Genomic DNA, 25,139 nt, shown 5'->3' with positions numbered 1-25,139 from the left:
TGGGCCAGCTTACATTTGCAGCTTTATCCAGTTTCCTAACTCTTCTTTAAATATTTTCTCATGATTATCCTGTGGGCCTGTGAGGTAGCCAGGATATCCCATCGGCCCTCGGAGCCGACAACCCGGGTTCAAATCCCGGCAGGCCCGTCATTCCTAAGGGTTCTTCCTGAAAACTATATTATACAATATATAAGATAAATTTATTGATCTATATACTTTAATGATCTCTTATTTTTTCTTCACCATTAAATCATCTATGAACTTTCAATAAAGCGAACCTCGCAGCCATCTAAAACCGAAAATGTGGTATTGTAATGATGATTAAAAAATCGAATAGATAGTATATCAAATTCCTCGTCGATGATCTACTGCTCAGCTAAAGTATCGGAGCTGCCTTTCAGCGAAGGAATATCCTCCTTTCCGGATATCCAGACAAGCCAGAAGTAGCGATATCCACAGTCGTTGATTCGGATTTCAGCGATTTTACTCAAATATCACACCACTTGGTTATTGTAGAGTATATGCAAAGGAAAACAGAGAACTATCAATAGGTCTTTCCATTGGAGGAAGTCCGCGTATCTCATCGCCAAAGCTGTTGAGAACTACAGCTTCCCCCGATCCTCAACTTATCATTAAAAATCTATATAATAAATTGGTATCTTTGGCCAGGAAAAACAGCATGGAACCATTATCGAAGAGTGATTACAGGCCAATTTTGAAGTGGGCTGGTGGGAAGAGGCAGTTGCTTCCGATTCTTCTCAAAAATATTCCTGCTGAGTTTAATAACTATTATGAACCATTTGTAGGTGGTGCAGCATTATTAATATCACTTTATTCCTCTAACCTGATCGATCATGCCGTGATTTCAGATACAAATAAAGATCTCTATGATCTATATAAAATAATAAAAGAAAACCCGTTGGAATTGATACAGGAACTGAAGAATTTGGAATTCAGGAATAGCAGAGAAGATTATTATAAGGCAAGATCGCTGTTCAACTCCACAGAAGATCCGGTGAGAAGATCTGCTCTTCTCATTTATCTGAATCGTCATGGCTATAACGGGCTATATAGAGTCAATTCTGAAAATAAATTCAATGTGCCATTCGGAAGATATAAAAATCCCAGTATGCCGTCTTCAGAAAATATAATGGCAATTTCTGAAGTTCTACAATCATGTGCTATAATGAATTCCGATTTTGAATTTGCTGTTTCGGGCGCAACAAAAGGCGATTTTGTATATCTTGATCCCCCATATATGCCCTTGAACAGGACTTCATATTTCACTGAGTATACAAAGTCAGGATTCGATGAAAAGGATCAGGAGAGACTCTTCAGAGTATTTAAAGGGCTTTCTGAGAAAGGCGTTTATGTGATGGAGTCCAATTCAAGCACGGAGTTCATAAAAGCACTTTACAATGATTTCAGCTATATTGAGGTGGACGCAAGGAGAAATATAAATTCAATCGGAAGCAAAAGGAATCCTATAAAGGAGCTTATAATAACAAATTACAATATTACAGCGAAATGAAGAGAAAACTCCGAACTACAAGGAAAAGATTAATTGCGATGGAAAAAAGTGGCCTCAATTTTATCATCTGTGCTTACAATTCATTTATATTTCAAAACAGAGTTAACGTCCGTGGAGCTGATCAAGGGTATTGAACACCGAGAGAAAATAATGGAGATGTTATCTGGAAGATCCTCGATCATCATAGACACAGATCCTTTGAGCATCTATAATGAATTTCATCCCCCATTTTCCTTTCCCATACCCGCGAAGGATGTAATGTCAGTCGTTTCGAGACCGGATCTTATGAATGAGAATATAATGATATTCTCTTCGATCCAAGCAGACTTGGAATTTTTGATGGGCATAGATCTGCCCAGTAATGTTAAGATAATCTATGACAACACTGATAGATCCTGGTCAAGGTATTATCCTTTCGCATATTACAAATCAATTGATGCATGGGGCCTGTACACAAAGATCGGAGAATTCTCCATAATAGACATCCGTGAGGAGTTTGAGCTTTTCTCTGGATTCATAGAAGGATCAATCAACATACCGTTCTCAAGGATCATGCAGGAACCAATAAACCTGGATAAGGGCAAGAGATATGCTGTGATCTGCGCCCATGGGAACAGAAGCCGTGTTGCGATCGAACTGCTCAGCTCCATGGGTCTCGATGTTTACGATGTTGCAGGCGGCATGCAGAGATGGCTCGAGGCCGGCCTACCGGTTTCCTACGAAGAGGATTGATCATCAGACCTCTCTCCATCTGGCCTTTTTTACGGCTATTATGAAGAAGACCACGTTGATCATTATGAGTATTATCCAGTCGACCATGAACGCCGTTCCTGAGAGGTGAGCGAAGCCTATTGCGTTCTGCACAAGCTCAGCACCGTAGGTTGTCGGTGAAGCGTATGCGGCATACCTGAATGGCATCGGGATGTATGTTATTGGATAATAAACAGGAGGTATCGTTGACATCAAAGTTGATATTATACCGGAAAAGGCCCAGCTCTGTATTATATCGTAGGTTATCGTGGCGAGCGTGAAGCCAAGCAGAATAGAGAATGAGAACATCAGGACCATGACAGCTATAATTTGAAATACGCCTAGAACGGTGGTATGGATGTATATGGTGGCAAGTATGCCAAGAACAGCGATGGCTGGTATTGAATATACTATCTCTGATATGGCCATACCAACGATATACACCGATGCGGTTGTGGGTGAACTCACAACCATATCCTGCAGCTTGAAATCGTTCTTGAGATGAGAGAGATCACCCTGGAGTCCTATACCGCTCGATATCATGGACATGATGAGCGCACCTCCAACGGATACGGAGAGCAATCTGCCATGACTGGCCAGTGTGATGACTAGGAGGAATGAGAGCGGCGAGAGCAGGGTGTTTACGAGCGTTATGGGAAAGTTCTTCATGGCGTATATGGCGTTCACAAGTATCGATGCAGCCATCTGGCTAGTCCTGTACACCTTCTTCACCCCCTATCTCCTTCCTCGCTATACTGTAATAGATGTCCTCGAGCGATACGGGATTTATCGAGAACCTAAAGTTCTTGTTTATGAGATCCCTTGCTATCACGTAGGCCTCATTGTCATCCACAAATATCCTGCTCCCGATCTTCATCAAGGAACCATTGTTCTCGATTTCGACGCTTCCGTGATCCCTGTCTATCAAGCTTATGCTGTATTTCTTCGGTACCATGGCCCTGAGATCAGACATGGTGCCTATGGCCTTTATCTCACCCTGATCCAGTATGCCTATGCGATCGGAGAGCCTTTCAGCCTCTTCGAGATAATGCGTCGTCAGAAAGATAAATTTGTTCTTCTTCAGTTCGGAGAGGATATCCCATAGTTCAGCCCTAGAGATCGGATCCAGACCGGTGGTCGGCTCGTCCATGAATAGGATATCTGCATCAGAAGCCACGAGCGCTGCCACGAGGACCTTCCGTTTCTGCCCACCAGAGAGCGTCCTGTTGAGCTTGTCCGCCACTGATGTCAACCCAAGCTCCTTCAGAACCTCCCTCGACCTGGCCTTCGCCTCTGCGTACTTCATGCCTCTGTAGAGGAGGAAGGTCGTGACGGTCTGCATTGGAGTAAGCCATGATATGGCCCTGGCCTCCTGCGGAATTATTGCAATGCGCTTTCTGATGCTGTCTGGATCCTTTATTATGTCGACGCCATCGATGAAAACATCGCCAGAACTCGGCATGAGCTCCGTGGCTAGAATCCGCACAAGCGTTGTCTTCCCCGCTCCATTCCTGCCTATCAGTGAAAATATACCGCTAGCGGGTATCTCGAAGGTTACCCCGCGGAGAGCCATCTGTCCCTTAGGATAGGTCTTTGATACGTCATTGCATTTAAAATAGGATGACATAAAAACCAGATACTTTATCTATAAACAATATTTCAAATTTATTCATAATCTTTTTTCTGAAAACAGACCATATGATGCATGAAAAGTTAAAGAAATATTTCTTTATAAAAATTAATTATATTTATATCGATTATCTCCATCCAGTGTGAGCTGAGATATTTAGGGATTCTTTCTCTTTGCTGCTGGTGATGAAGAACGATATGGATGAGACTGCTATTGCCAGTAGGATGAATGCAAGCCCTATAGCCTCAAGTATCCAGTGGAGGTTGATCACATAGTATATGAGACCAAAGCCGCCTATCACCGATCCGATCACCGTGAGGTACGATGATAAAATCTTTACCCTTGCCGTTGGCGCATATCTGTATATCAGTATCAGTGTTCCGGCGATCAGTGGCATCATGAAGAATGCATACAGGAGATGACCATTTGTGTACGCCATATCGTACAGATAGCCAGGGCCTCCGTTGGGTGGCACTCCTGGAGATCCGAATCCGAAGAATGCCTCGTTGAATTCTATGGCATAGCCGACACCGACCATGACCGCCATGGTGGCCAACCACACAAAGAATTCTGAGATCATGGCTAGCCTGTCTCCGGCATCCTTTTCTGATTTTGCCGCATAATAGAGCCCGAGTAGGGAAATGAGTGCGCCCCAACCGACTATTCCGGTCATGGTATCGTCCTCTGCGAGGCCATCCATACCACCTGGACCGAATGGGAACAGCGTTGGAATGACGTATGTGCCAAAGGATGAGATTATGTAAAGATAGGTCATGGCGATGACTCCGAACAGGCTGATCACCATCCCTGCATTGACCATGTTTCTCTTTACGGAACTCAACTTTTCGTATTTGAACGAAACGGCGGCCACAGCAACGATGCCGCCCATCACGGCAGGAAGCATCTCATGCGAATGCGATGTTACAAGATTGCCCAGGAAAGTCTGTAGACCTCCCCAGGAATTCACCATTGAATTGAAGAACGGTATCGATGAATATCCGAACAGGTTTCCATACTCATAGACCATGCCCATAACGGCGGCTATGCCGGCAGATACGGTGGCTGCAAGTATCAGGAAATACGATCCCCATATGAGCCTGAACCTCTCCTTTGATCTAAAAGGGAATATCAGCAATCCTATCAAAAACAGTATGGCAACAACGAGCATCCATACATCCCTGAGAGCCTGTAGAACGTAATCTGCATATTGTGTTGATGATGGGTAAAAGAATGCCATGCCGAGAACGGTAAGCACGAGCACCGGTATAGTGCTGATATTAATCGCCTTCCTTATGAACGCGGACAATCCCAGAAGTTCAGATGTATATAGGATAAGCAAGAATGCAAAAGGTATCATCACTGTATGATAGAAATTCACCATGTCAAGTGTGAAATCGCCAAGCCTGAACCAGCTGACTCCAGGTAGCAGTGGACTTATGATGAGAAAGAAAGCTATGAAGACCAGCGTTAAACCAGCATTCAGCTTTGGATTAAGGAACGCTGCTAATCTTCCTTCTCCCAAATCGTTATTTTCCATAATAACCACAGCATTTATAAATATAAAAATCTTGTGTTGAAATGAATAATTAACAGCAAAAATAAGACATATTATGTCGTAATTCGTATTGAAATAACATTTCAAGATCACTGAGAGTCGACGGAGAGAGTCCAGACCATATCTTTTTGGATCTCTTCTGATTTACGCCTTAACAAGCTCTTTATGACGTATTTTCACGACAACAATGTGGATCCCGAACTTCTGCTACCGACGAAATAATATATACAACATCTGTGCATACCCATGGTGATGGTTCAGATCAGCGAGGCCGAGTATAAGGTACTGCGAGCAATTCAGTCAATGGGAGGATCGGCTAAAGAATCAGAGCTTTCCATCGATGGCTTATCCGATAGAGACATCGCTAGCGCCATATCATGGCTAGAGGTGAAGGGACTAATCGAAGTTGATCGCAGGGAGATAAGAACCTATGCGCTGTCTGCTGAGGGGCAGAGATATTTGAATAAAGGCCTCCCTGAACTCGTATTGTACGAGAGGTTAAAGGAAAAGGGAGAGATGACGCTAGATGAAGTTAGAGAATACATGCCTGATACGTATAGGATTGCCCTCGCCCAGCTTGCAAAATTTGGAATAATTCCAAAGGGCGGAAAGATCTCGTTCAGGGATTCCGGTATAGAGGAGGTCATAGAAAGAAGACAGAGATATCTCTCCACGCTAGATCCTGGAGATACCGAAATGCTGGATCATTTCAGGCACCGATCAGGCGTGATTGAGGAGAAGACTAGGATCGAGAGGATAGTCCGACTGAAAGATGCGTCATATGAAGCAATAGCAGGTTTCAACGGCGAGGATCTTATTGGAACTCTGGACCCGTCCATCATCTCCTCCGGATCTTGGAAAGAAAGGAATTTCAGAAGATATGACCTGAATTCTCCGACCTCATCCGCCAAGGGATCGCTCAAGCATCCGATGACATATCTAATAGAGGAGATAAGGAGGATCTTCCTGAACATGGGTTTCACGGAGATGAGCGGGCATTTCATAGAGTCTACGCTCTGGGACATGGATGCCCTATTCATTCCACAGGACCATCCGGCCAGGGACATGCAGGATACATTTTACGTTGATGGCGAGAATTTCAAGATAGACCATCCAGAAATATCCAGAAGAATAAAGAGAATACATGAGAAAGGAGTCGATGGATATTCCGGTTGGGGTTATAAGTGGTCAGACTCTGAATCAAAGAGACTGATCCTCAGGACACACACAACGGTAAATACGGCCAGGTACCTTTATGAGAACAACATTCCACCGCAGGCCATATTCTCAGTGGAAAAGGTCTTCAGACATGAAAGCGTTGACTGGAAGCATCTTGCGGAATTCTATCAGATTGAGGGTGCGGTATACAGCAGAGACGTCAACGTATCGACTCTTAAATGGATACTTAGGGATTTCTACTCAGAGCTTGGATTCAGAGACATAAGACTCGTTCCTTCATATTACCCTTACACCGAACCCAGTCTAGATGTTATCGTTAATGTAAACGGCAGGGAGGTTGAACTTGGAGGATCCGGTATCTTCAGGCCGGAGGTTCTCAAAATACTGGGTCTGAAGGCCCCGGTTATGGCATGGGGCATGGGACTTGAACGCCTTGCCATGATGTATTATGGATTAACTGACGTCAGGGACCTATACAATACGGATTTTGAATTTCTCTCATCATTCAGGTTCGACACATCAAACTATATCCGTAAGATCATGGATAAAGTCTAAATAATGATTATTCTTCAAATATGTTTATGTAATTTTTCCCGAATATCTGCATGGTGAAAATATTTATAAATAGAAAAATGATAATTTTTAAAATAGAACATGATAAAAATCTCAATAATTTTTCTGCCAGCCTACGTGGTTTCATCGGCCATCTTCTTATTGATACTATACTTCATGATGGTGAAAAATCCGTTTAGAATCAGTTTCAGAATGGCAAGGATCCCTAGGATAAGACACCAGAATGAATTCAGTTGTGAAATCCAAAAGCAGGCTGGCAAACCGGTTTTCGAGATCCTCAGCTACAGAACGTCTTCACCAGGGCTCTATTCAAGGTTCATACGTACAGGCCTTGGTTATAGCTTGATCAGGTTCTGGAAGCGGTCGTCTTACGTTGACTATGCGAGACACCGTATAATAAACTACTATGATCTCTTTGTCATATTCTATTCCATATCCATGTGGTTCCTTGTCTTCCTTCTTCTTGTACCTTACGGAAAACTGGGCGATGTACTCCCGAAATGGGATCAGACCATCAACTACGTGCTGTTAATAGCGCTGACGATAAGCCTCCTAGAATCCTCCATCTTGTATATATCACTGGTCTATTCTGGCATATCTTCATTCATCATTACGGCGTCAGCATCCGTCACTATCGTTAACGTGATAACAGTTTTACCGGGTCTGCGCTGGATGGATGCTCTACCGCTGGCATCTAGAGCGATGTATATGATCATTATAAGCGTCATAGCGATGGCTATTTCTTACATCGTTTATAATATAAAAGAGATGAACTTCAGGTATATTCTCTTCGCCTATCTCTCCACGATATCTTATTCTTCATTTGCTGTAGTCCTCCTGTACTCCATAATAACAAAGGTCATATCGGTGATCCACTGACATTATGAAAATATGAAATGCGGAGGGAGGGATTTGAACCCTCGAACCCCTTCGGGAATGGACCCTGAATCCATCGCCTTTGGCCAGTCTCGACAACCTCCGCGCACGAGACTCAGGTTCTGTCCACATATCTGGACTTATGAAGCCCGAAACGCAGGCCCATCTGAATTAGTTTATTTTTCCAGTCCACTGCGGCAGGTCTGTGTCTACGGAAAATCGTGAGGTTAGTTATGTAGTTTTCGTTTGGCGCCGTCTCCTGAAACTATAGCGCTCTTCTCCGCTATACCGTAATACGCGCATTCGTTTCTTCTAGCGTTTAGATTGCAGTGCGGAGATGCCACATAACATGATAACATAATATATAGCCTTATGATTTCAAACCGTGCTCTCAAATCTTGATTATCTTTACGGATTGAAGAGGGAAGGCATAAAATTTGACCTTGATGTTATGAGGAATTTTGCGGATATGCTGGGCCATCCTGAGAACAGGTTCAGCAGCTTCCATATAACCGGATCAAATGGAAAGGGATCAACATCCGAGTTCATATATTCGATATTGAGGCAGAAGTTCAGTGCTGGCCTTTACACGTCACCACATCTCGTAAGATTCAACGAACGCATAGTCGTCAACGATGAGATGATACCGGATAGATATATAGACTCATTCATAGAGAAATACAAACCCATGGTAGAGGATCTTGCAAAAACAAACAGAAATCCCACCTTTTTCGAGGTCACGACAATGATGGCATTCCAGTACTTCAGCGACATGAAGATCGACTATGCTTCAGTTGAGGTCGGCCTAGGAGGGAGACTTGACGCAACTAACATCATAAAGCCTCTCGTAAGCATAATAACTCAGGTCGGCTACGAACATGCGGACAAGCTCGGGTGCTCGCTCACCTCCATCGCTTACGAGAAGGGTGGAATAATAAAGGAGGGCAGGCCGATAGTGCTTCAGGACCAGAAGCCTGAGGTTGTAAGAACGATAAAAAGCATTTCACAGGTCCGCGGATCTCCCCTAGTTATGCTAGACCCCAGCAGGATAAAGAACCTGACACTTTCAGAATCCGGAACAGCATTTGATTTTGAAGGCATAAATGATTCTTACCATCTGGAAACGGAATTAATAGGCGAATACCAGGCACTCAATGCAGCAACCGCCGTTCTTGCAGTTGAGGAATCCGGCATAGACGTTGACAGCAGTGATATCGTAAGGGGAATAAAGAATGCAAAGTGGCCGGGAAGGCTTGAGATAATAAACAGAAACCCGCTTATAATCATAGATGCTGCCCACAATCCCCCGGCGGTCAACAAGATGGTAAACACATTTCGCAAGGTGTTCAACAAGAAGCCTATGATAGTTGCTGGAATACTATCAGACAAGGACTCATATGCTTATTTCCATGTGATTCGCCAGATATCGGACAGGATAATATTCACAACTCCAGAGGAGAAGGAGAGGGCTGTCGATCCCAAGAAACTGTATGACCTATACGGGCACCTGTTCACAGAGGCTCGAGTGATCCCTGATCCCATAGAAGCCGTTAGCGAGGCTGCAAAGAGATCCGATTTCGTGCTTGTTACAGGCTCCATATACCTGATAGGAACGATCAAGGGATACTACGAGAAAAAGGGAGAAAAGGTCATGGTCTGATCTTTTCTTCCGCCATCTACATTTAAAGATCAATAATAATCATCCGTATTTTTACGGTTTTCGTAGCAAAAACGTTTTGTACTGAGTGTCGTTATTCATGTCTCTATGGATAATCCGTTCGCTCGCTTTGCTGGAACCCGGACAATTCAGGCTGATCTTTCATTGCTTGAGGAGAACTACGTACCGGATTCATTTCCACACAGGGAGAACCAGATAAACGAGATGGTCACCATTCTCAGCAGCATCCTTAGGGGATCAAGACCATCAAACATCATAGTGTACGGAAAGACTGGTACCGGTAAGACCTCCACTACCAAATATGTGACTAAGATGCTGATGGAGGCGGCGAACAATGTTTCTGTGGTCTACGTAAACTGCGAGATTTATGATTCACCATATTCCATACTCGTGGCCATAGCAAATTCCGCAGGAGAGGAGAAGATTCCTGAACTTGGCTGGCCTATAGACAGGATATACCGCGAAACGCTTGACAGGGTTGAAAGGACGGGGAAGTTCTTCATAATAATACTGGATGAGATGGATCGCCTCATCAAGAAAAGTGGCGGGGATTCATTGTACGTTCTGCTGAAGCTCATGACTGATGTGGATTCTGTAAGGGTATCCATGATCGGTATAACAAATGATACCACTGTGCTTGAGAACATAGATGCCAGGATAAAGAGCAGACTAAACCAGGAAAGTATAGTTTTTCCACCTTACAACGCAAGCGAAATAAAGGACATAATATCATCCAGGCTTGAGAAAGTCCTCGGTTCAGACGTCGTGGACCAAACCGCCATAAATCTATGCGCTGCCATTGGGGCTCAGGAACATGGTGATGCAAGGAAAGCCATAGATCTTATGAGAATAGCCATTGAGATAGCCATAAGGGAGAACAGAAATAAGATAACGGAGAACGAAATATATGAGGCCAGAGAACGGTATGAGATGAACGTCATCCGTGAGGCCATAAGCACCCTTCCGCTTCATTCAAAGATCGTGCTTCTGAGTGCTGTGGTGACCCAGGAGATAGAACCAAACTCGGTCATAACCGGTGAAATATACGAAAACTACAGGAGGATATGCGATGATCTCGGCTTCAGTCCGCTCAGCCCTAGAAGGATAAGTGATCTTCTTACAGAACTCGCTGATTATGGCCTTCTCATGATGGATGACAGGAACATGGGAAAATATGGTCGTACAAGGAGCTTCTCAATGGTACACCAGGCTGAAACCATAAAAAAATACCTTCTTGAGGATGAAAATCTCTCGATGTTTAAATCATCGAAGATGCCAAAACAGACGAGATTTGATACTTAAAAACAAGATTTATTTTGAAAAATTAGAACAGGAAGGGGTTTCAGTACCAGCCCCTTACCTTCATTGCGTCAGCGACTTTCTTAACCGCGATCACATAGGCAGCGGTTCTCGGATCAACATGGTATTTATCCATGGTATCCAGAACCTGCCTTGCGGCCTTTGTGATCTTGGCATCCAGTTTCTGGTACACCTCTTCGGTGCTCCAGTACTCACCGTAGTTGTTCTGAACCCATTCAAAGTACGATACGATGACTCCACCTGAATTGGAGAGTACGTCCGGAAGGACAAGTTTGCCCTTCTTGTAAAGTATCTCATCCGCTTCAGGAGTCGTCGGACCGTTTGCAAGCTCTAGTATTATCTTTGCCTTTATCCTGTCTGCGTTCTTCGCAGTTATCTGCTCTTCGATCGCTGCAGGTATCAGCACGTCAACATCAGATTCGAGAAGTTCCTCGTTGGTTATCGGCTTCGAACCTGGGAATCCGACAACGCTTCCGATCTTCTTGCTCCATGCGACAAGTTCATCGTACTTGAAGCCGTTCTCGTTGTATATTCCACCCTTTATATCTGAAACGGCTACAACCTTGGCCCCAAACATCTCTTCTACAAATTTGACTGCGAACTGGCCGACATTTCCGAATCCCTGAACGGCCACGCGTGCCTTCGAGAGATCCAGACCGATCTTCTTGGCCCCCTCACGGAGAACGAACATACCTCCCTTGCCGGTTGAGTCAAACCTTCCCAGAGATCCGCCAATCTCCAGGGGCTTGCCCGTTATAACGTTAGGCGCATTGTGCCTCACTATGTTTTCATATTCATCAAGCATCCATGCCATTATCTGTGGGTTTGTGTTCACATCCGGGGCTGGCACATCAACTTCTGGTCCTATGAAGTCCGCTATTGCCCTTATGTAAGCCCTGCTGAGCCTCTCCAACTCGCCGGGACTCATCGTCGACGGATCACAGATTATGCCTCCCTTGGCTCCTCCATAGGGTATGTCCGCTATGGCGCATTTCCAGGTCATCCACATGGACAGAGCCTTAACCGTAGAAAGGGTCTCCTGCGGGTGGAACCTTATGCCTCCCTTTGCCGGACCCCTAGCAATGTTGTGCCTGACCCTGAAACCGGTGAAGACCTTCACCTTGCCGTCATCCATCTTGACGGGTAGGCTCACCTGCAGTATCTTCTGCGGCGAACTGAGTATCTCCAGGGCCTGCTCATCCAAATTCAAAACCTTTGCAGCCTTTCTCAGCTGTTTTAGCGCGATCTCAAACGGATCCTCTTCCACTTCGTTGGTTACCTGCGAAGGCTTTGCTTCCTTCGCGATCTCAATTGGATCAGCTTTTCCTGACATTCAAGTCACCATGTCCCTAAGGACACACCATAATTGCGATTATATAATTTAATTTTATCTGAATGTATCTATCACACAATGTGAAATATTTACGATGTACAGAATGTCACTGTCGTTGAGGATTTAATATATCATATTTTAAATTGAATGAAATTATATGTCAAAGCTTGACAGAAATAATTTATAAGGCGTTTCTATTTAAAAGAAAAATTATGTGCTCGGGAAAGCCGTAAATCTCTCGTTCAGACATGTGATACACATGTTTCATCCAACTTTAAAATTCCCATTCTGTGCCAGCATATCTTTCTAATCCAGGGCTGCTGACGAATCGATGCCTTTGGTGATCATTCTTCTTAACTGTACATACCTATAAAGGCAGAGCCTTCAACAAAAAATTAAGATCCGAAGCTTCAGCGGAGGAATAGCTCATTTGATTGTGCTCTGCACTTCAATGTCAGTTTTCCCGGCGTTATTTACGCGTTCTGGATGGTTTCTCCTGTATATGAAAACACCTATGGTTGTGGCTATGACGAATATAGCCGCCGTGATTATTGAGTAATCGACAGGATATGCAGGAGGAACAAAGCTGTAATATATGGCAATAGCCAGTATCACCGTTGCGACGGCTGGTGCGAATCCGTGCAGCAATGCATTGAATTCCTTCATCTTCTTATAGGCGACACCAACGCCCACATTACTTAGTATATGCCCTATGAACAAGGCTGCAGATGAGGCAGAGATCAGATAGAGGAATCCTATGGCAGGCGTCAAGAATATCCCTGCGAGAAGTGATATAGCGTAGGATAGGCCCGCAACGAATAGTATTGAGGTGTAGGGTGTCTTGTATTTGGGATGGACCTTTGAGAGGAATCGGGGCCCAAGCCCATCTCTGCTCATTGAAAAGATCATCCTCGAGCTGGTGTTCAGCGGGGCCAGAGATCCAGCGAAAAGGCTGTTAATGATAAATGCAAACAGAACTATGGTGAATGGCAGACCGATGTATTTGTCACTAACTATGAGACCTGGGACACTTGATTGAAAGAAGGTCGACATGTTGCTGATGCCCCAACCGATCGTGAGGGCATATGATGTCAGAACAAAGACCACCCCTGTTATCAAAAAGCTTATAAGAAGCGCCCTCTTGATGTTCTTTCTCGGCTGCTGGGCCTCCTCTCCAAGCGTTACAACGGCGGATGAACCTGACATGGAGAAAATAGCCAGGACCATTCCCACAAAGATCGGTGACCAGCCATGCGCAGGTATCGGCGTGAACGGTAATGCTGAATTAGCAGGCCCTGCCTTAATGATGATTATTATGGAAGAAATGATGAGAAGCAGGATTTCGATCACAGATGCGGTGAAACTGTATGCCAGAGACGGCCTTATCCCGATGTAGGCGATATAGGTTATGAGCGCTATGAAGACAGTCATTATGGGAATCCACGTATAGGTTCCGATATTAACGTGCAGAAAATATGATACTGTACCCGGTATGAAGACTCCTGAAGTGAACAATATAGCGTTTGTAATCACGTTAAAGTAGGAAAACCACATCATATATCCGATGATCAGACCATACGTGGGGGAAACTCCAACCGCATTGAAGGTGTAGAAGCCGCCTGTACCGTTGATCTTTTTGGAAAATTGATACGGCGTATTGATCCAGACGAGTACGCCAAAAATCGATATTATGTATGCCAGAGGAAGTGAACCAACCGCAAATTCAGCAGCTCCGGTTAAGGTAGCTGCGACCGCTCCAAGTGGTGCGATCATGGCAACGGATTGACCTAGCAGCGAGGGGAATCCGGCTGCATTTTTCTTCAGGGTTTGAACCGAAGTTGTATCCGTCATCATATAATCTACGATCTAATGATATATAATTATTTCTATTGATGTATATCGTAAAATGTAATAGTATAAGTAGAAGTTTCATGAAATAAATTAATAGATATGAGATCAAGATAAATTGCTAAGAAGACCATAGCTTGAAGATCAATTGTGTTTCCAATCCTGTTCCAAAAATAAATTCATTCCCTATACAGACGCATAAATTTAAGCAACGGATCCATTACAAGCCATGCATTTTCTTGATAAGTATAAGTTCATCGTTGTGGGCCACAGAGGCCTTCCTTCTGTTTGCCTCGAAAACACAATGGATTCTTTCAAGACGGCCTTCAACGCAGGAATTCCAGCCGTAGAGCTTGATGTCCAGCCAACAGCAGATGGCGTTCCTGTGGTTTTCCATGACTTCGATCTCAAGAGACTAACGGGTAATGGATCGAAGATCAGCGAACTGAAATGGGATGAACTATCAAGGATAAAGCTCATGTCAGGATCCTCTATTCCACGGTTCTCGGAAGTGATCTCAGCTTTTAGAAAATACAATTTCTTCATAGAGATAAAGATAGAGAAATTCGGGGAAAGGGAGAGAAAACTAACAGACGATGTCGCGAGGATGATCATCGATGAGGGGATGACAGACAATGTAGTCCTAATTTCATTTGACAAATCCGCCATGCAGCATTTACGCGATCATTACATCGGTGTCATGACCGGTCTTGACTTTGAATCGCCTGATGATTCGGATGAGGCGGTGAAGAATGACGTCGCACTTCCATACTATGCAATAGTGGATGGTGTTTTCGAAAAAATAAAGATCAGGCCGGTCATCCCATGGACTGTGGATAGCTACTCAACCGCGGTTCATCTGAAGAAGCTTGGATGCAGAGGCGTAATAACAAATACTGGTGACAGACTCATGTCCCTGATGGAGTGATATCGATGTCGGAAAAGATAGCTGTTATTGGGGCTGGTATAAATGGGGTTTTTGCAGCTTATTATCTTGCATATTCTGGATACGATGTAACGGTATTTGATAGGGGCGACATAGATTCCGGAACTTCAGGAAGGTTCCATGGCATGCTCCACAGCGGTGCCCGCTACGCCACAAATGATGCTGTATCCGCCGGTGAATGCATAACAGAGAACAGGAGGATCAGCGGCATGGCGAGCAGATATGTTGAGGATACCGGCGGTTTTTTCCTCGCTGCTAATGATGATGAATCTGACTTCGGAGATAAGCTGTATGATGCCTGCAGAAAGGTTGGCATAGACATAACGGAGGTACCCATTGAGGAATTTATCAGGGAGAACCCTCAGCTGAGCATGGCTAGGAGAGCTATGAGGGTTCCTGATAAGGTCATAAGATCCTATGAGTTCGTGGTCTCTGTAGCCGCTTCCGCACATTTGCTTGGAGCAGATATAAAGACATTTTCCGAGGTGAAGAAGATAGATCTGAGTGATGGATCAGTAGCTGGGCTTGAGTACGAGAGACACGGAAAGATATACAAGGAAAAGTTTGACGTGGTAGTGAACGCAACAGGTCCATTCTCCGGAAAGATACTGGAGAGATCCGGTCTCAGGCAGACGCCGGTCATGCCCTCTGCCGGAGTCATGGTGGTGCTTGAAGGCCGCGTATCTACATCGATAATAAACAGGATGCGCGAACCATCGGATGCAGACATACTTCTGCCATACTGGAACAACTCGATCCTTGGAACATCCGCTGTCGTGGTGGAAGATCCGGACAGCTTCAGCCCAGAGGCCGAGGACATTGAGATGATGATCGATGATATGGCTGATCTTGTACCCGCAATCAGAAAAATGCCAGTGAAACGCTTCTACTATTCAGTCCGGCCGCTCATAGAGGAGGAATCCGAGGATGCAAGATCTGCCAGCAGGAGCTTCAGGATACTGAGCGAGGAGGGCCTGAATGATACCCTCCTTAGCGTGGTCGGTGGTAAATTCACCACCGGACGGCTTGTGGGCGAGGAGGTGGCGCAGAGGGTCATGCGCCACTTTGGTACGGTATCCGACCTGAAGGATCCCGACCTTGAAGAGACCGTTCAGGCTTTTGAAAAACGTTATTCTTCAGATCCGATCATCGCAAGATCCATCGGTCGGAGAGGCACAATAGACGAAGAATACGCTGGAATAGCCGAAGCATACGCAATCTCATCGATCATAGGTGGTGGCAAATGATATACTCTGGATCTTTAAGGATAGGCTTGACTGATGAGACCGCCCTTCAGATACTGCATGATCCTGAAAAACTTGGTCCCTGCCTGCCCGGAGTCAGTTCCTTTGAGAGGAAAGACGGTGAGTACAGCTGCAGGGTCAGGCTGGACGTGTCTTCCATGGGATCGTCGTATCTGAACAAGATATCCGGAAAACTAACATTCTCTTACCTAGATTCAGATAGTTCGAATGTGCATGTCCAGGGGAAGGGCAGAATAGCCGGATCATCGATATCATTCGACCTAAGCATAGCCATACGCGAGGGGGAACTTCACTGGAGTATAGATGTGAACTACGGGATACTCATCAAGATGATGGGCGAGGAGAAGATAAGGGAGGTTACACAGGAAAACATAGATAGATCCGTGAAGTGCCTCTCATCACTTCTCTCCTCTTGATCCGTATCTTCAGGCAGTGCCTCCTGTGGTCGATGGTATGTATACGCAGCTTGGATCCGTGCCGAACGGATCGCCTGTGTAGGCATACGCCCTGGCCCTTGACCCACCACAGACATTTCTGTATTCGCACAGACCACATTTTCCGTGCAGATTATCCGGATTCCTGATCCTGTTCAGCAGGTCGCTGTTTCTGTAAATATCGACGATGCTCTGGTTCTTAACGTTTCCAACGCTGTAAGGCAGAAATCCGCTGGGGTACACCTCGCCATCATGCCCAACAAATATTATCCCAAAGCCATCTCTCGTTGGTATAACAGACTTTGCATATTCCTTCGGCGGATTCCCAAGCATTTCCACGGCCCTTGCCTTCAGTTCCTCAAACAGTGGGCCGCCTGTTATGCGATCTCCCCTGGAATACTGCATGGTTATCCTCCTATATATTGGGCTCTCAACCGTCCTTATCCTTATCCCATAACCCGTTGCGAATAGAAGGAATCTGTTCACATCTTCGTATTCCTCCGGCGTAAGATCCTCGCGGTCAATACCTCTTCCAGTCTTGATCAGGAAGAAGACCTCCCATACCTTCACACCCTTATCGATTATGAGCTTCAGAACCTGCGGGAGATCGCCAACCGTGCTCCGCATGACAACCGTGTTGATCTGCATAGAGATCCCGGCATTGACGAGATCCTCTATGGCCCTCACGGTCGCTTCATAAACCCCTGCTATTCCGCGAACCCTTTCATGCACCTCCTTCATGCCGTCTAGGCTTATGGAAACGGAGGATACGCCGAACTTCCTGAACTTCATTATCACCTCATGTGTAAGGAGATCGGTAACGGCTGGGCTAACTGAGAAGGGTATCTCCTGTGACCCAAGATAGCTCATTATATCCCATATTCTGTTCTTCCTCAGCATATCGCCACCGGTCAGAATGACTATGGGATAGGGTTTTCCGAATTCCCTTATATGCGAAAGGAAGTTTATGGATTCATCATAATCCATCTCTCCTGGCAGAGCTTCAAGGATGGCAGAAGCACGGCAATGCTCGCACTTCAAACCGCATGCCTTGGTTGTTTCCCAGAAAATAAGGAGCGGCTTGCTATTGAAATCGTAACTCATCATTGTCTCCGTATCGATACTTCGTTTATAACCGTGATCCGTTATACCGTGAGCTACTCCGCAGTTAAGTTTAGGAGCTTCATTTCAGCGAAGGGACTTCTGCCTTTCTGGACATCCAGACGAGCCAAAATAGCGATGTCCACAGGCGTAGATTCGGATCGCACCGATCCTACTTAGGTATCACACCATTTGGTTTTCGTGGAGGATACAAGAAAATGTAGATACATACTTTATGAATATTTCCATTGAGGGAAATCTGTGTATCTCATGTCCGAGGAGATTTTCACTGCTTCACTCAAACCCTAACATTCCTTATAATCTATTTCTGATCCCTTGCATCATTTCGACTGGAAGCGAAAACATATCATAGATAAGTTATTTATACTGTTTTGGAATGAGAATTCAGGTGTACAGTTGCACTTTGGAAAGAACCATGCTGAATTCATGATATCGATGTACAGGAAGGAATGGCAGGATCCGGATAAGATAGTTGATCAGCTTCCAATCAGCCCAGGGTCTGATATAGTTGATCTCGGAAGTGGACCAGGATTCTTCACTCTGCCGCTGGCTGGCAGAACTGATGGAAAGGTATATGCCGTGGATGCCTCCGATGAGATGATAGAGATACTAAAGCAGCGGATAGATGGCCACTCCAATATAATACCAATAAAGGCAAGGGCTGAGAAGATACCCATACCGGATGGCACAGTCGACCTGGTATTCATAGCAAACGCGTTTCATGACTTTGACGATAAGGATGCGGTTCTGAACGAGATATATCGGATACTCAGGGACGGGGGCTATCTTGTGGATATTGACTGGAAGAAGGATGAGACAACACACGGCCCTCCGGTTGATATCAGGATCGATAGAAAGGATGCTCTGCTGCTCATATCATCCCATAATTTCGAGATAATGAATGAAATAGAAGCCGGAGAGCATCATTATGGTCTTCTTTTTAGAAAAAATTGAAAGTATTTTTTTAAAAATCATGCTTTTATTGGGCTGGAATAGAGCTTCTCCCATTCCAGCAGCTGGTTCCACCTCTCTTCCACGTATCTTCTCAGGTTTTCGATCTCATCTTCGTTGAGATGTTTGAACCTGTCCTGTGCCTTGACATACTCTGAAACATCTACGGGCTTGAAGCTCTTGTTAAGATAGAACCTCCCCTCTACGAACTCATATAGCGGGAACATTCTGGACTGAACAGCAAGCCTTGAGATCTCTATGGTCTTCTCCGGAGGATAGTACCATCCAGTTGGGCATGGTGCCAGTATCTGTATGAACTTCGGGCCATTGACTGCCTTCGCGTGTTCAATCTTCTTTATGAGATCCTCTGGGTATGCAACGGTTGCCGTAGCGACGTATGGAACATTCTGGGCTATCATCATGTCCGCCACGATCTTCTTGTTCTCCTTCTTGAAATCCCTCTCCTTTCCAACTGGTGTGGTGGTGGTCCTCGCTCCATAGGGCGTGCTTCCAGACCTCTGCACGCCGGTATTCATATAGCCTTCGTTATCGTACATTATGTAGAATACGTTATGGCCACGCTCCATGGCACCGCTGAGACCCTGCAGGCCTATATCTGCTGTACCACCGTCTCCTGCGAAACCAACGACGTTATAATCGGTCTTCCCCTGTATGTCGAGCCCTTCTCTGAGGCCTGAAATGCTCGCACCTGTTGCTGCGAATGGTGTGTAAACCATCGGTACATCCAGCGTCCTGAAAGGCATGGCACCCGGGATAACTGCCCAGCAGGATGCTGGCACCGAGACAACTGTCTTCTCTCCAAGCGCCTTCAGCACGTACCTCATGGCCAAAGTGGCACCGCATCCATGGCATGCCGTATGGCCTGGGGCCATGAGTTCCTGCTTCGGTATCGATGTCGGCATTCAGATCACCCTCTTCACGTTGATCCAGTAAGTCCCATTCGATCCCTTCCTTATGGTCTCCGCAATGTTCTCGATGTCTTCACTGCGTACGTCCCTTCCTCCAATTCCGGTGATGAAGCTAGAGACCGGTATATTTATCCGGCCATAAAGACCAGATACGACTTCAGAATAAGTTGCACCTGCGTAGCCGAAGCTCACCGATCTGTCTATGATGCCTGCCGATTTCACGTTCTTCAGATCCGCCAGGATCTCATCGTATGGGAACGGCCTGAAGTACCTTATGCGTATGAGGCCTACGTTCATTCCCTTCCCCCTCAGCTTATCGACAACGAATCTTGCTGTTGATGCAACCGTACCCATAGCTATGATTGCATAGTCTGCATCATCCATTCTGTATCTCTCCACCAACCCACCATAGTTGGTTTCGAATATCTCGTTGAATTTTTCGGTCTCCTGCATTATTACCTTCCTGGCCTTACCCATTGAGTCTACCATATCCTTCTTGAGCTCCATGAACGAACCATCTGGCGTATCGTAGGATCCATAGCCCATTGGGTTTTCAGGGTCTATCCTGAACTTAAGATCGAGATCCGGAAGATATTCGTTGATAAGGTCCTGGTTCCTCATTGAAACTGGTTCCGAGGTATGAGACAGTATGAACGCATCCTCCATGGACATCAGAGGAAGCATCACATCTGCGTTTTCCGCGATCTTATAGCCCATGATTATGGTGTCCATTGCCTCCTGGTTTGATTCGCTGTAGACCTGCATCCAGCCAGTATCCCTCTGGTTTATGGTATCGCTCTGATCAGCCCATATATTCCATGGCGGGCCAATCGCCCTGTTGACAACACTCATTACGATCGGCAGGCGTTGACCGGCAACCCAGTGCAGCATTTCATGCATGTACAGGAGACCATGCGAACTTGTCGCCGTGTATGATCTCACCCCCGTGAGTTCTGATGCAAACACCGCTGCAAGTGCACTGTGCTCGCTTTCGACCTCAACATACTTCGCGTCGAGCTCGTCGTTGGCGATCATGGAGGCAAGCTTTTCGACGATCGTGGTCTGCGGCGTTATTGGGTATGCGGATATGAATTTTACACGGGCAAGCTTCGCTCCATAGGCCACTGCATCATTACCGGTCATTATCGTCCTAAATTCAGAAACCGACTTCATTCTATCACCTCAAACTCCATATCTATGCATTTCTCTGGGCATTCATTGGCACAAATTCCGCAGCCCTTGCAGAAATTGTAATCGATCACAGGGTACTCCATCTTGGCTACCCTATCGTTTGGAGCCCTTTCATCACCATTTTCTATGTTTATGGCGTTATCCGGGCAGTATTTCCAGCATATCATGCATCTTATACACTTGTCATACTGTATCGTCGGTCTCTGTATGCGCCAGCTGTCTGTTGGATGGTTTCTTGTGGAAACCGTAGAAACCGGAACAAGAACCATACCTATCACCTTACCTCCATCCTCTTAAGCATCTTCACAGAATCGTAGGCCTCTCTCACAGCATCCATATTCTCCTTCACCTTCCCAGGAACGTTTTGTTTCGTTGCCTCCAGCACACTCTCAAGAGAAACTATGCCGGTCACTTTGGCGAACGCACCGAGCATCGATGTATTGATAACAGGATTCGCCCTGCTTCCAAGCCCGTGCTTGACAGCAATGGCAACAGCATCCACCGTTGCTACGTTGGCATCTAGGTTGAAATCTGACGGATCTCTGGGAGAGTTTATTATCACAGTTCCGTTCTCCTTCAGACCATCGGTAACGTTGGAGGTCCTAAGCACATAGGTGTCAAGAACAACAACGATATCAGGGTTGTATATCTGGCTCTTCAGATAGATCTCCGAATCGTCTATCCTGGTGAAAGCGGTTACAGGCGCTCCCCTCCTCTCCGTTCCGAAGAATGGGAAGGAGACCACATATTTACCCTCGGCAAAGGCCGCGGCTGCCAGTATCCTACTGGCAGTTACAGCGCCCTGGCCCCCTCTTCCATGGAACCTAATCTCATGCATTTCTATCAATTGGAGATTTCTCATTAGAATATTTAATTATTCCTGGTTATATCTATACTTTTCATAAATTATTTATTTATAGAACATCTGAAAAATTGATTTAATTTTTGAGTAATAACCGAAGCTTAAAATTTCGCTTTATTATGGATAGACTAATAAATTCCATGCAAAATTTGAAATAGTTCCAAATTAGCCCTTCGTTTTGTTTAAATATTCGAATACAATATCATTTATCAATTTGCTTATTTTAAAATAGATTGAAGTCAGGGGCCAATTATGTTTGATATCTTCCAGGAACCGGAAAATTCCAGTTCTAATATGTAGCCATTATCGAATATGACCTTTCGCTCATTGCTACCTGTTAGCGTATTGTATATAGCTCTCATTACGCCTCCATGCGTGATCACTAGGGATCCGTCCTTCTCCCTGAACTCATCAAGCGTAGCCATAACTCTTTTAACGAATTCTGGCCATGGCTCCACCATGGGTATGATCTCGATTGCCCTTGATGCGATGAAAATATCATTTATTCCAAATTTCTCAAATATTTCATCGTTCGTTTTCCCATCCATGAGACCAAGATCACGCTCGTTGAAGCCCCTTACAGCCTCCACATGATCAATTCCAAGGATCGATGCGGCGATGGTGGCTGATCTTATGGAACGAACGAGACAGCTTGAGTATATCTTCGTTATCTTCATGTCTTTAAAGAACATAAGCCGTTCTTTAAAATGCCCGAGGCTTTCCTCTGGAATTTCGCTGTCGTTTATTCCCTGCCATCTTCCCTGTATGTTCATTACAGTTCTAGCATGCCTCATTAGATATACGTAAGTCATCCTTATCACTGCTTCTTCTTGAAGCCTCTGAGCTGAGCATCATATAGGAAACCTATCTGTCTTAGTTCCTCCTTGAGTCTGTTGAATTCATCGGTGTTAAGCCTCTTGACGATCCTGACTGTATCATTATCGACCAGAAGAGCGTCTCCGTATTTGGAGGTTATTTCTTTTATGGCGTCCTGTTTTCTTGGTTGCGCTTCTTCCAATGTGGATTTCTCCTGCACGGGATTCTCCTGTATCCAGTAATAATAAGGCCTTGCTACAAGCTGCAGTATCGCTATCTTTGTTGAAATATCCTGATCATGAAATTTTTTGTCTATTTTTGACCAGATACCCGAAACATAATCCAGATACGCGTCCAAACTATCCATATTTAAGTATAGCAGACACATTAAAAAAGTGAACTATCCGGTCAGCTTGTTGATTGGGATCGATGCGGATCAACAGGATCCTGGCCCTGCCTGCGGGATATCAGAAAACCTCAATCCCATTATGAAGAATGCACAGCGACTGTTTTTAATTTTCATCATATTATCATACCAATAGAACACTAAAGGCGCTGAAGGCTAATTCCTCGTTAGGCCAGAGCAGAACAGATGGCTAACTTTTATATTTGATCCCATGATTGCCCAAAGCGTATTACCTGCTGAAAAGCGGAGGTTGTCGAGACTGGTCAAAGGCGATGGATTTAGGGTCCATTCCCGAAGGGGTTCGAGGGTTCAAATCCCTCCCTCCGCATGCATCATAACTCAGAAATTTCCTTCCATGATGATCGACTTCATTGTGAGATCCTCCTCAGCTAGAGTATCGAAGCTACATCTCAGCGAAGGGACTTCTGCCTTTCCGGACATCCAGACAAGCCAAAATAGCGATGTCCACAGGCGTAGATTTGGACTGCACCAGCCTTACTTTTATCAACTTAATTTCTTCAATTGTATTCCTATTTGAGCGAATCAGATCTATAGCCTTGAACGCAGGAGAGATCACAGTATATCGACCTGTATCCTGTTACCAGACCTATCGTATGCGCTGTAATTTTCCAGGTTGAACGGATAACCAACAATTATATGAACGCTGCCAGTCATAGAGAACATGTGAAGATCCTCATCAGAAGGCAGAGTGACACCAGATGGATGGGAATGCACCGATCCAACTATTGAGAAATCAATGGGCTTGTTGTACATATAGAAGAGCGTGTACCTTTCGCTCTGTATCGTGCCTGGCACGAGCGCTATTTCATATATGATATTGCCTTCTGCCCTCAACAACGCTCCGAACTCCCTTGGATAGGAGTCCTTTGAGGCCTCCATCACCATCTGCAGGACGTTCTTCTTAATTAACCACATGCTTGATTACCTTATCCCTTATGCGATCGTATATGGACTCCCTGAAGGATATGAATCTGGCATTGTTTTCCGACCTTGATATCCTGACGATATCTCCGCTTTTCACGCGGTATTCGCGCTGACCATCCAATATCAGTATGCATTCCTGATCCCTGCCTGCTATCCTGATCTCGACTGTGGAATCAGATGGTACGACGACGGGCTTCAATCTTGAAGAATATGGTGCCAAATATGATATAACCATCCCCTTCAGAGTAGGCAGAAGCAGCGGACCACCAGCCGATGAGGAGTAGGAAGAGGATCCGATGGGCGTTGCCACTATTATGCCGTCTGACTTCATGGTGCTCAGGAAATGCCCATCTATGTATATCTTGAACTGCCTTATCCTGGCTATTCTCTCAGTGTGGACAACGGCCTCGTTGGTGCAGTCTTCAACCCTATCCCCATTTATCTCAACCTTCAATTTCATGCTCTCGCTGACACGGTACTGCCCCTTCAGGAGTTTGAATACAGCGGATCCTACCTCATCCACCTCCAGTTCTGTCAGAAATCCGAGACCACCCATATTTATACCGAGAACCGGGCCCTTTGCCATCTGCAGCGTACGAAGCACAGTACCATCGCCACCTATGGTTATAATGACATCGGCTGATATCTCTGAAATATCAACGCCGCTGCCATTTAGATATTTCGCGGACTCATGGTCATAGATTATATCCCAGTCCTTCGGCAACAGATCAATAATACTCTCGGCTATTCTGGCACACCTGTCGCAGTCCTTTCTTATGACAAATGCAATTTTCATAGGTGATCCCTTCAGGGTGATGAATACTGATCAGGCATTCGCCCTCTGAACAGGTGGATAATGTGAACCATAAACTTAATCAATTCGGTCAGGCTGCTGAATTTACAATGGCATCATCATCCATTTTAGATCAATAAGGTGGATGAACTGTGGACTGATGCCCTCGGCTGCCTGCAACATCATTTGATATTCATCTTCCTCAT

The 25,139-nt window shown here is 45.2% G+C and carries 24 protein-coding genes and 3 tRNA genes; 12 read left to right on the top strand and 15 right to left on the bottom strand.

All coding sequences use genetic code 11. The features are described from left to right. The first annotated feature begins 73 nt into the window (after positions 1-73). From F6Q11_RS00860 to F6Q11_RS00850, 3 genes are all read left to right on the top strand, one after another. Positions 74-147: transfer RNA gene (locus F6Q11_RS00860), tRNA-Arg, on the top strand. A gap of 532 nt (positions 148-679) precedes the next feature. Further along, positions 680-1,531 (top strand): DNA adenine methylase, encoded by an 852-nt coding sequence (locus F6Q11_RS00855; RefSeq protein ID WP_367119312.1) that lies wholly within the window; start codon positions 680-682, stop codon positions 1,529-1,531. Between the two features lie 111 nt (positions 1,532-1,642). Further along, positions 1,643-2,263, top strand: a complete 621-nt coding sequence (locus tag F6Q11_RS00850; RefSeq protein ID WP_297025818.1) for a rhodanese-like domain-containing protein — start codon at positions 1,643-1,645, stop codon at positions 2,261-2,263. A 3-nt stretch (positions 2,264-2,266) separates the two neighbouring features. Here the strand turns inward: F6Q11_RS00850 and F6Q11_RS00845 are convergent, their stop codons facing one another. The 3 genes from F6Q11_RS00845 to F6Q11_RS00835 form a co-directional block, all read right to left on the bottom strand. Beyond that, positions 2,267-3,004 carry an ABC transporter permease gene (locus tag F6Q11_RS00845; RefSeq protein WP_297025817.1) on the bottom strand — a complete coding sequence of 246 codons (738 nt, stop codon included), beginning with the start codon at positions 3,002-3,004 and terminating at the stop codon, positions 2,267-2,269. Then, the gene (locus tag F6Q11_RS00840; RefSeq protein WP_297025816.1) at positions 2,991-3,908 is read right to left on the bottom strand and encodes an ABC transporter ATP-binding protein; all 918 of its coding nucleotides are present in this window, start codon (positions 3,906-3,908) and stop codon (positions 2,991-2,993) included. The genes F6Q11_RS00845 and F6Q11_RS00840 overlap by 14 nt, the downstream gene beginning before the upstream one ends. A gap of 130 nt (positions 3,909-4,038) precedes the next feature. Further along, the gene (locus F6Q11_RS00835) at positions 4,039-5,448 is read right to left on the bottom strand and encodes a hypothetical protein (protein WP_297025815.1); all 1,410 of its coding nucleotides are present in this window, start codon (positions 5,446-5,448) and stop codon (positions 4,039-4,041) included. Positions 5,449-5,712: 264 nt separating this feature from the next. Between F6Q11_RS00835 and F6Q11_RS00830 the strand changes: the two genes are divergently transcribed. Together F6Q11_RS00830 and F6Q11_RS00825 are read left to right on the top strand one after the other, a co-directional pair. Further along, positions 5,713-7,200, top strand: coding sequence for a phenylalanine--tRNA ligase subunit alpha (locus F6Q11_RS00830; RefSeq protein ID WP_297025814.1), 1,488 nt, complete (start codon positions 5,713-5,715; stop codon positions 7,198-7,200). A gap of 99 nt (positions 7,201-7,299) precedes the next feature. Continuing rightward, positions 7,300-8,097, top strand: coding sequence for a hypothetical protein (locus F6Q11_RS00825; RefSeq protein ID WP_297025813.1), 798 nt, complete (start codon positions 7,300-7,302; stop codon positions 8,095-8,097). A gap of 18 nt (positions 8,098-8,115) precedes the next feature. Here the strand turns inward: F6Q11_RS00825 and F6Q11_RS00820 are convergent. Then, positions 8,116-8,200 (bottom strand) — tRNA-Leu (locus F6Q11_RS00820). A 279-nt stretch (positions 8,201-8,479) separates the two neighbouring features. Between F6Q11_RS00820 and F6Q11_RS00815 the strand changes: the two genes are divergently transcribed. Both F6Q11_RS00815 and F6Q11_RS00810 read left to right on the top strand, forming a co-directional pair. Then, complete coding sequence (locus F6Q11_RS00815; RefSeq protein ID WP_297025812.1) at positions 8,480-9,754, top strand: folylpolyglutamate synthase/dihydrofolate synthase family protein; 1,275 nt, start codon at positions 8,480-8,482, stop codon at positions 9,752-9,754. 105 nt (positions 9,755-9,859) lie between these two features. Next, a complete protein-coding gene (locus F6Q11_RS00810) occupies positions 9,860-11,074 on the top strand; it encodes an ORC1-type DNA replication protein (protein ID WP_297025811.1) in 1,215 nt (404 codons plus the stop codon). 40 nt (positions 11,075-11,114) lie between these two features. Here F6Q11_RS00810 and F6Q11_RS00805 read toward each other — a convergent pair whose 3' ends face one another. Both F6Q11_RS00805 and F6Q11_RS00800 read right to left on the bottom strand, forming a co-directional pair. Next, a complete protein-coding gene (locus F6Q11_RS00805) occupies positions 11,115-12,425 on the bottom strand; it encodes a Glu/Leu/Phe/Val dehydrogenase (RefSeq protein ID WP_297025810.1) in 1,311 nt (436 codons plus the stop codon). A 426-nt stretch (positions 12,426-12,851) separates the two neighbouring features. Continuing rightward, positions 12,852-14,276, bottom strand: coding sequence for an APC family permease (locus tag F6Q11_RS00800; protein WP_297025809.1), 1,425 nt, complete (start codon positions 14,274-14,276; stop codon positions 12,852-12,854). A gap of 226 nt (positions 14,277-14,502) precedes the next feature. Between F6Q11_RS00800 and F6Q11_RS00795 the strand changes: the two genes are divergently transcribed. Genes F6Q11_RS00795 through F6Q11_RS00785 form a run of 3 tightly spaced genes read left to right on the top strand, consistent with a single transcriptional unit; the run spans position 14,503 to position 16,900 of the window. Continuing rightward, positions 14,503-15,201, top strand: a complete 699-nt coding sequence (locus tag F6Q11_RS00795; RefSeq protein WP_297025808.1) for a glycerophosphodiester phosphodiesterase — start codon at positions 14,503-14,505, stop codon at positions 15,199-15,201. Positions 15,202-15,206: 5 nt separating this feature from the next. Then, positions 15,207-16,466, top strand: coding sequence for an FAD-dependent oxidoreductase (locus F6Q11_RS00790; protein ID WP_297025807.1), 1,260 nt, complete (start codon positions 15,207-15,209; stop codon positions 16,464-16,466). Further along, positions 16,463-16,900, top strand: coding sequence for an SRPBCC domain-containing protein (locus F6Q11_RS00785; RefSeq protein WP_297025806.1), 438 nt, complete (start codon positions 16,463-16,465; stop codon positions 16,898-16,900). Before F6Q11_RS00790 ends, F6Q11_RS00785 begins: the two co-directional genes overlap by 4 nt. A gap of 9 nt (positions 16,901-16,909) precedes the next feature. Here F6Q11_RS00785 and F6Q11_RS00780 read toward each other — a convergent pair whose 3' ends face one another. Further along, a complete protein-coding gene (locus F6Q11_RS00780) occupies positions 16,910-18,025 on the bottom strand; it encodes a TIGR04053 family radical SAM/SPASM domain-containing protein (protein WP_297025805.1) in 1,116 nt (371 codons plus the stop codon). A 411-nt stretch (positions 18,026-18,436) separates the two neighbouring features. Here F6Q11_RS00780 and F6Q11_RS00775 point away from each other — a divergent pair, with 411 nt between their 5' ends. After that, positions 18,437-18,994: a class I SAM-dependent methyltransferase gene (locus F6Q11_RS00775; RefSeq protein WP_297025804.1), complete on the top strand. Its 558-nt coding sequence runs from the start codon at positions 18,437-18,439 to the stop codon at positions 18,992-18,994. Positions 18,995-19,011: 17 nt separating this feature from the next. On the opposite strand, the gene F6Q11_RS00770 is transcribed toward F6Q11_RS00775, so the two are convergent. The 6 genes from F6Q11_RS00770 to F6Q11_RS00745 all read right to left on the bottom strand — a co-directional run bounded on the left by F6Q11_RS00770 (position 19,012) and on the right by F6Q11_RS00745 (position 23,156). Continuing rightward, a complete protein-coding gene (locus F6Q11_RS00770; RefSeq protein WP_297025803.1) occupies positions 19,012-19,914 on the bottom strand; it encodes a 3-methyl-2-oxobutanoate dehydrogenase subunit beta in 903 nt (300 codons plus the stop codon). Beyond that, a complete protein-coding gene (porA, locus tag F6Q11_RS00765; protein WP_297025802.1) occupies positions 19,915-21,093 on the bottom strand; it encodes a pyruvate ferredoxin oxidoreductase in 1,179 nt (392 codons plus the stop codon). Further along, positions 21,090-21,380, bottom strand: coding sequence for a 4Fe-4S binding protein (locus tag F6Q11_RS00760; RefSeq protein ID WP_297025801.1), 291 nt, complete (start codon positions 21,378-21,380; stop codon positions 21,090-21,092). Before F6Q11_RS00760 ends, porA begins: the two co-directional genes overlap by 4 nt. A gap of 5 nt (positions 21,381-21,385) precedes the next feature. Then, positions 21,386-21,949: a 2-oxoacid:acceptor oxidoreductase family protein gene (locus tag F6Q11_RS00755; protein ID WP_297025800.1), complete on the bottom strand. Its 564-nt coding sequence runs from the start codon at positions 21,947-21,949 to the stop codon at positions 21,386-21,388. Between the two features lie 263 nt (positions 21,950-22,212). Further along, complete coding sequence (locus tag F6Q11_RS00750) at positions 22,213-22,767, bottom strand: histidine phosphatase family protein (RefSeq protein WP_297025829.1); 555 nt, start codon at positions 22,765-22,767, stop codon at positions 22,213-22,215. Positions 22,768-22,790: 23 nt separating this feature from the next. Continuing rightward, positions 22,791-23,156, bottom strand: a complete 366-nt coding sequence (locus F6Q11_RS00745; RefSeq protein ID WP_297025799.1) for a hypothetical protein — start codon at positions 23,154-23,156, stop codon at positions 22,791-22,793. Between the two features lie 282 nt (positions 23,157-23,438). On the opposite strand from F6Q11_RS00745, the gene F6Q11_RS00740 reads away from it, so the two are divergent. After that, positions 23,439-23,523 (top strand) — tRNA-Leu (locus F6Q11_RS00740). Between the two features lie 245 nt (positions 23,524-23,768). Here F6Q11_RS00740 and F6Q11_RS00735 read toward each other — a convergent pair. Continuing rightward, entirely contained in the window at positions 23,769-24,131 is a 363-nt protein-coding gene (locus tag F6Q11_RS00735) for a Mov34/MPN/PAD-1 family protein (protein ID WP_297025798.1), read from the bottom strand. After that, positions 24,118-24,936, bottom strand: coding sequence for an NAD(+) kinase (locus F6Q11_RS00730; RefSeq protein ID WP_297025797.1), 819 nt, complete (start codon positions 24,934-24,936; stop codon positions 24,118-24,120). The genes F6Q11_RS00735 and F6Q11_RS00730 overlap by 14 nt, the downstream gene beginning before the upstream one ends. Between the last annotated feature and the right edge of the window lie 203 nt (positions 24,937-25,139).

The sequence above is a fragment of the Thermoplasma sp. genome (assembly GCF_008709555.1).
Lineage (GTDB): Archaea > Thermoplasmatota > Thermoplasmata > Thermoplasmatales > Thermoplasmataceae > Thermoplasma.
The sequence above is the reverse complement of the archived record's forward strand: the minus strand, read 5'-3'. Positions and strand labels throughout refer to the sequence as shown.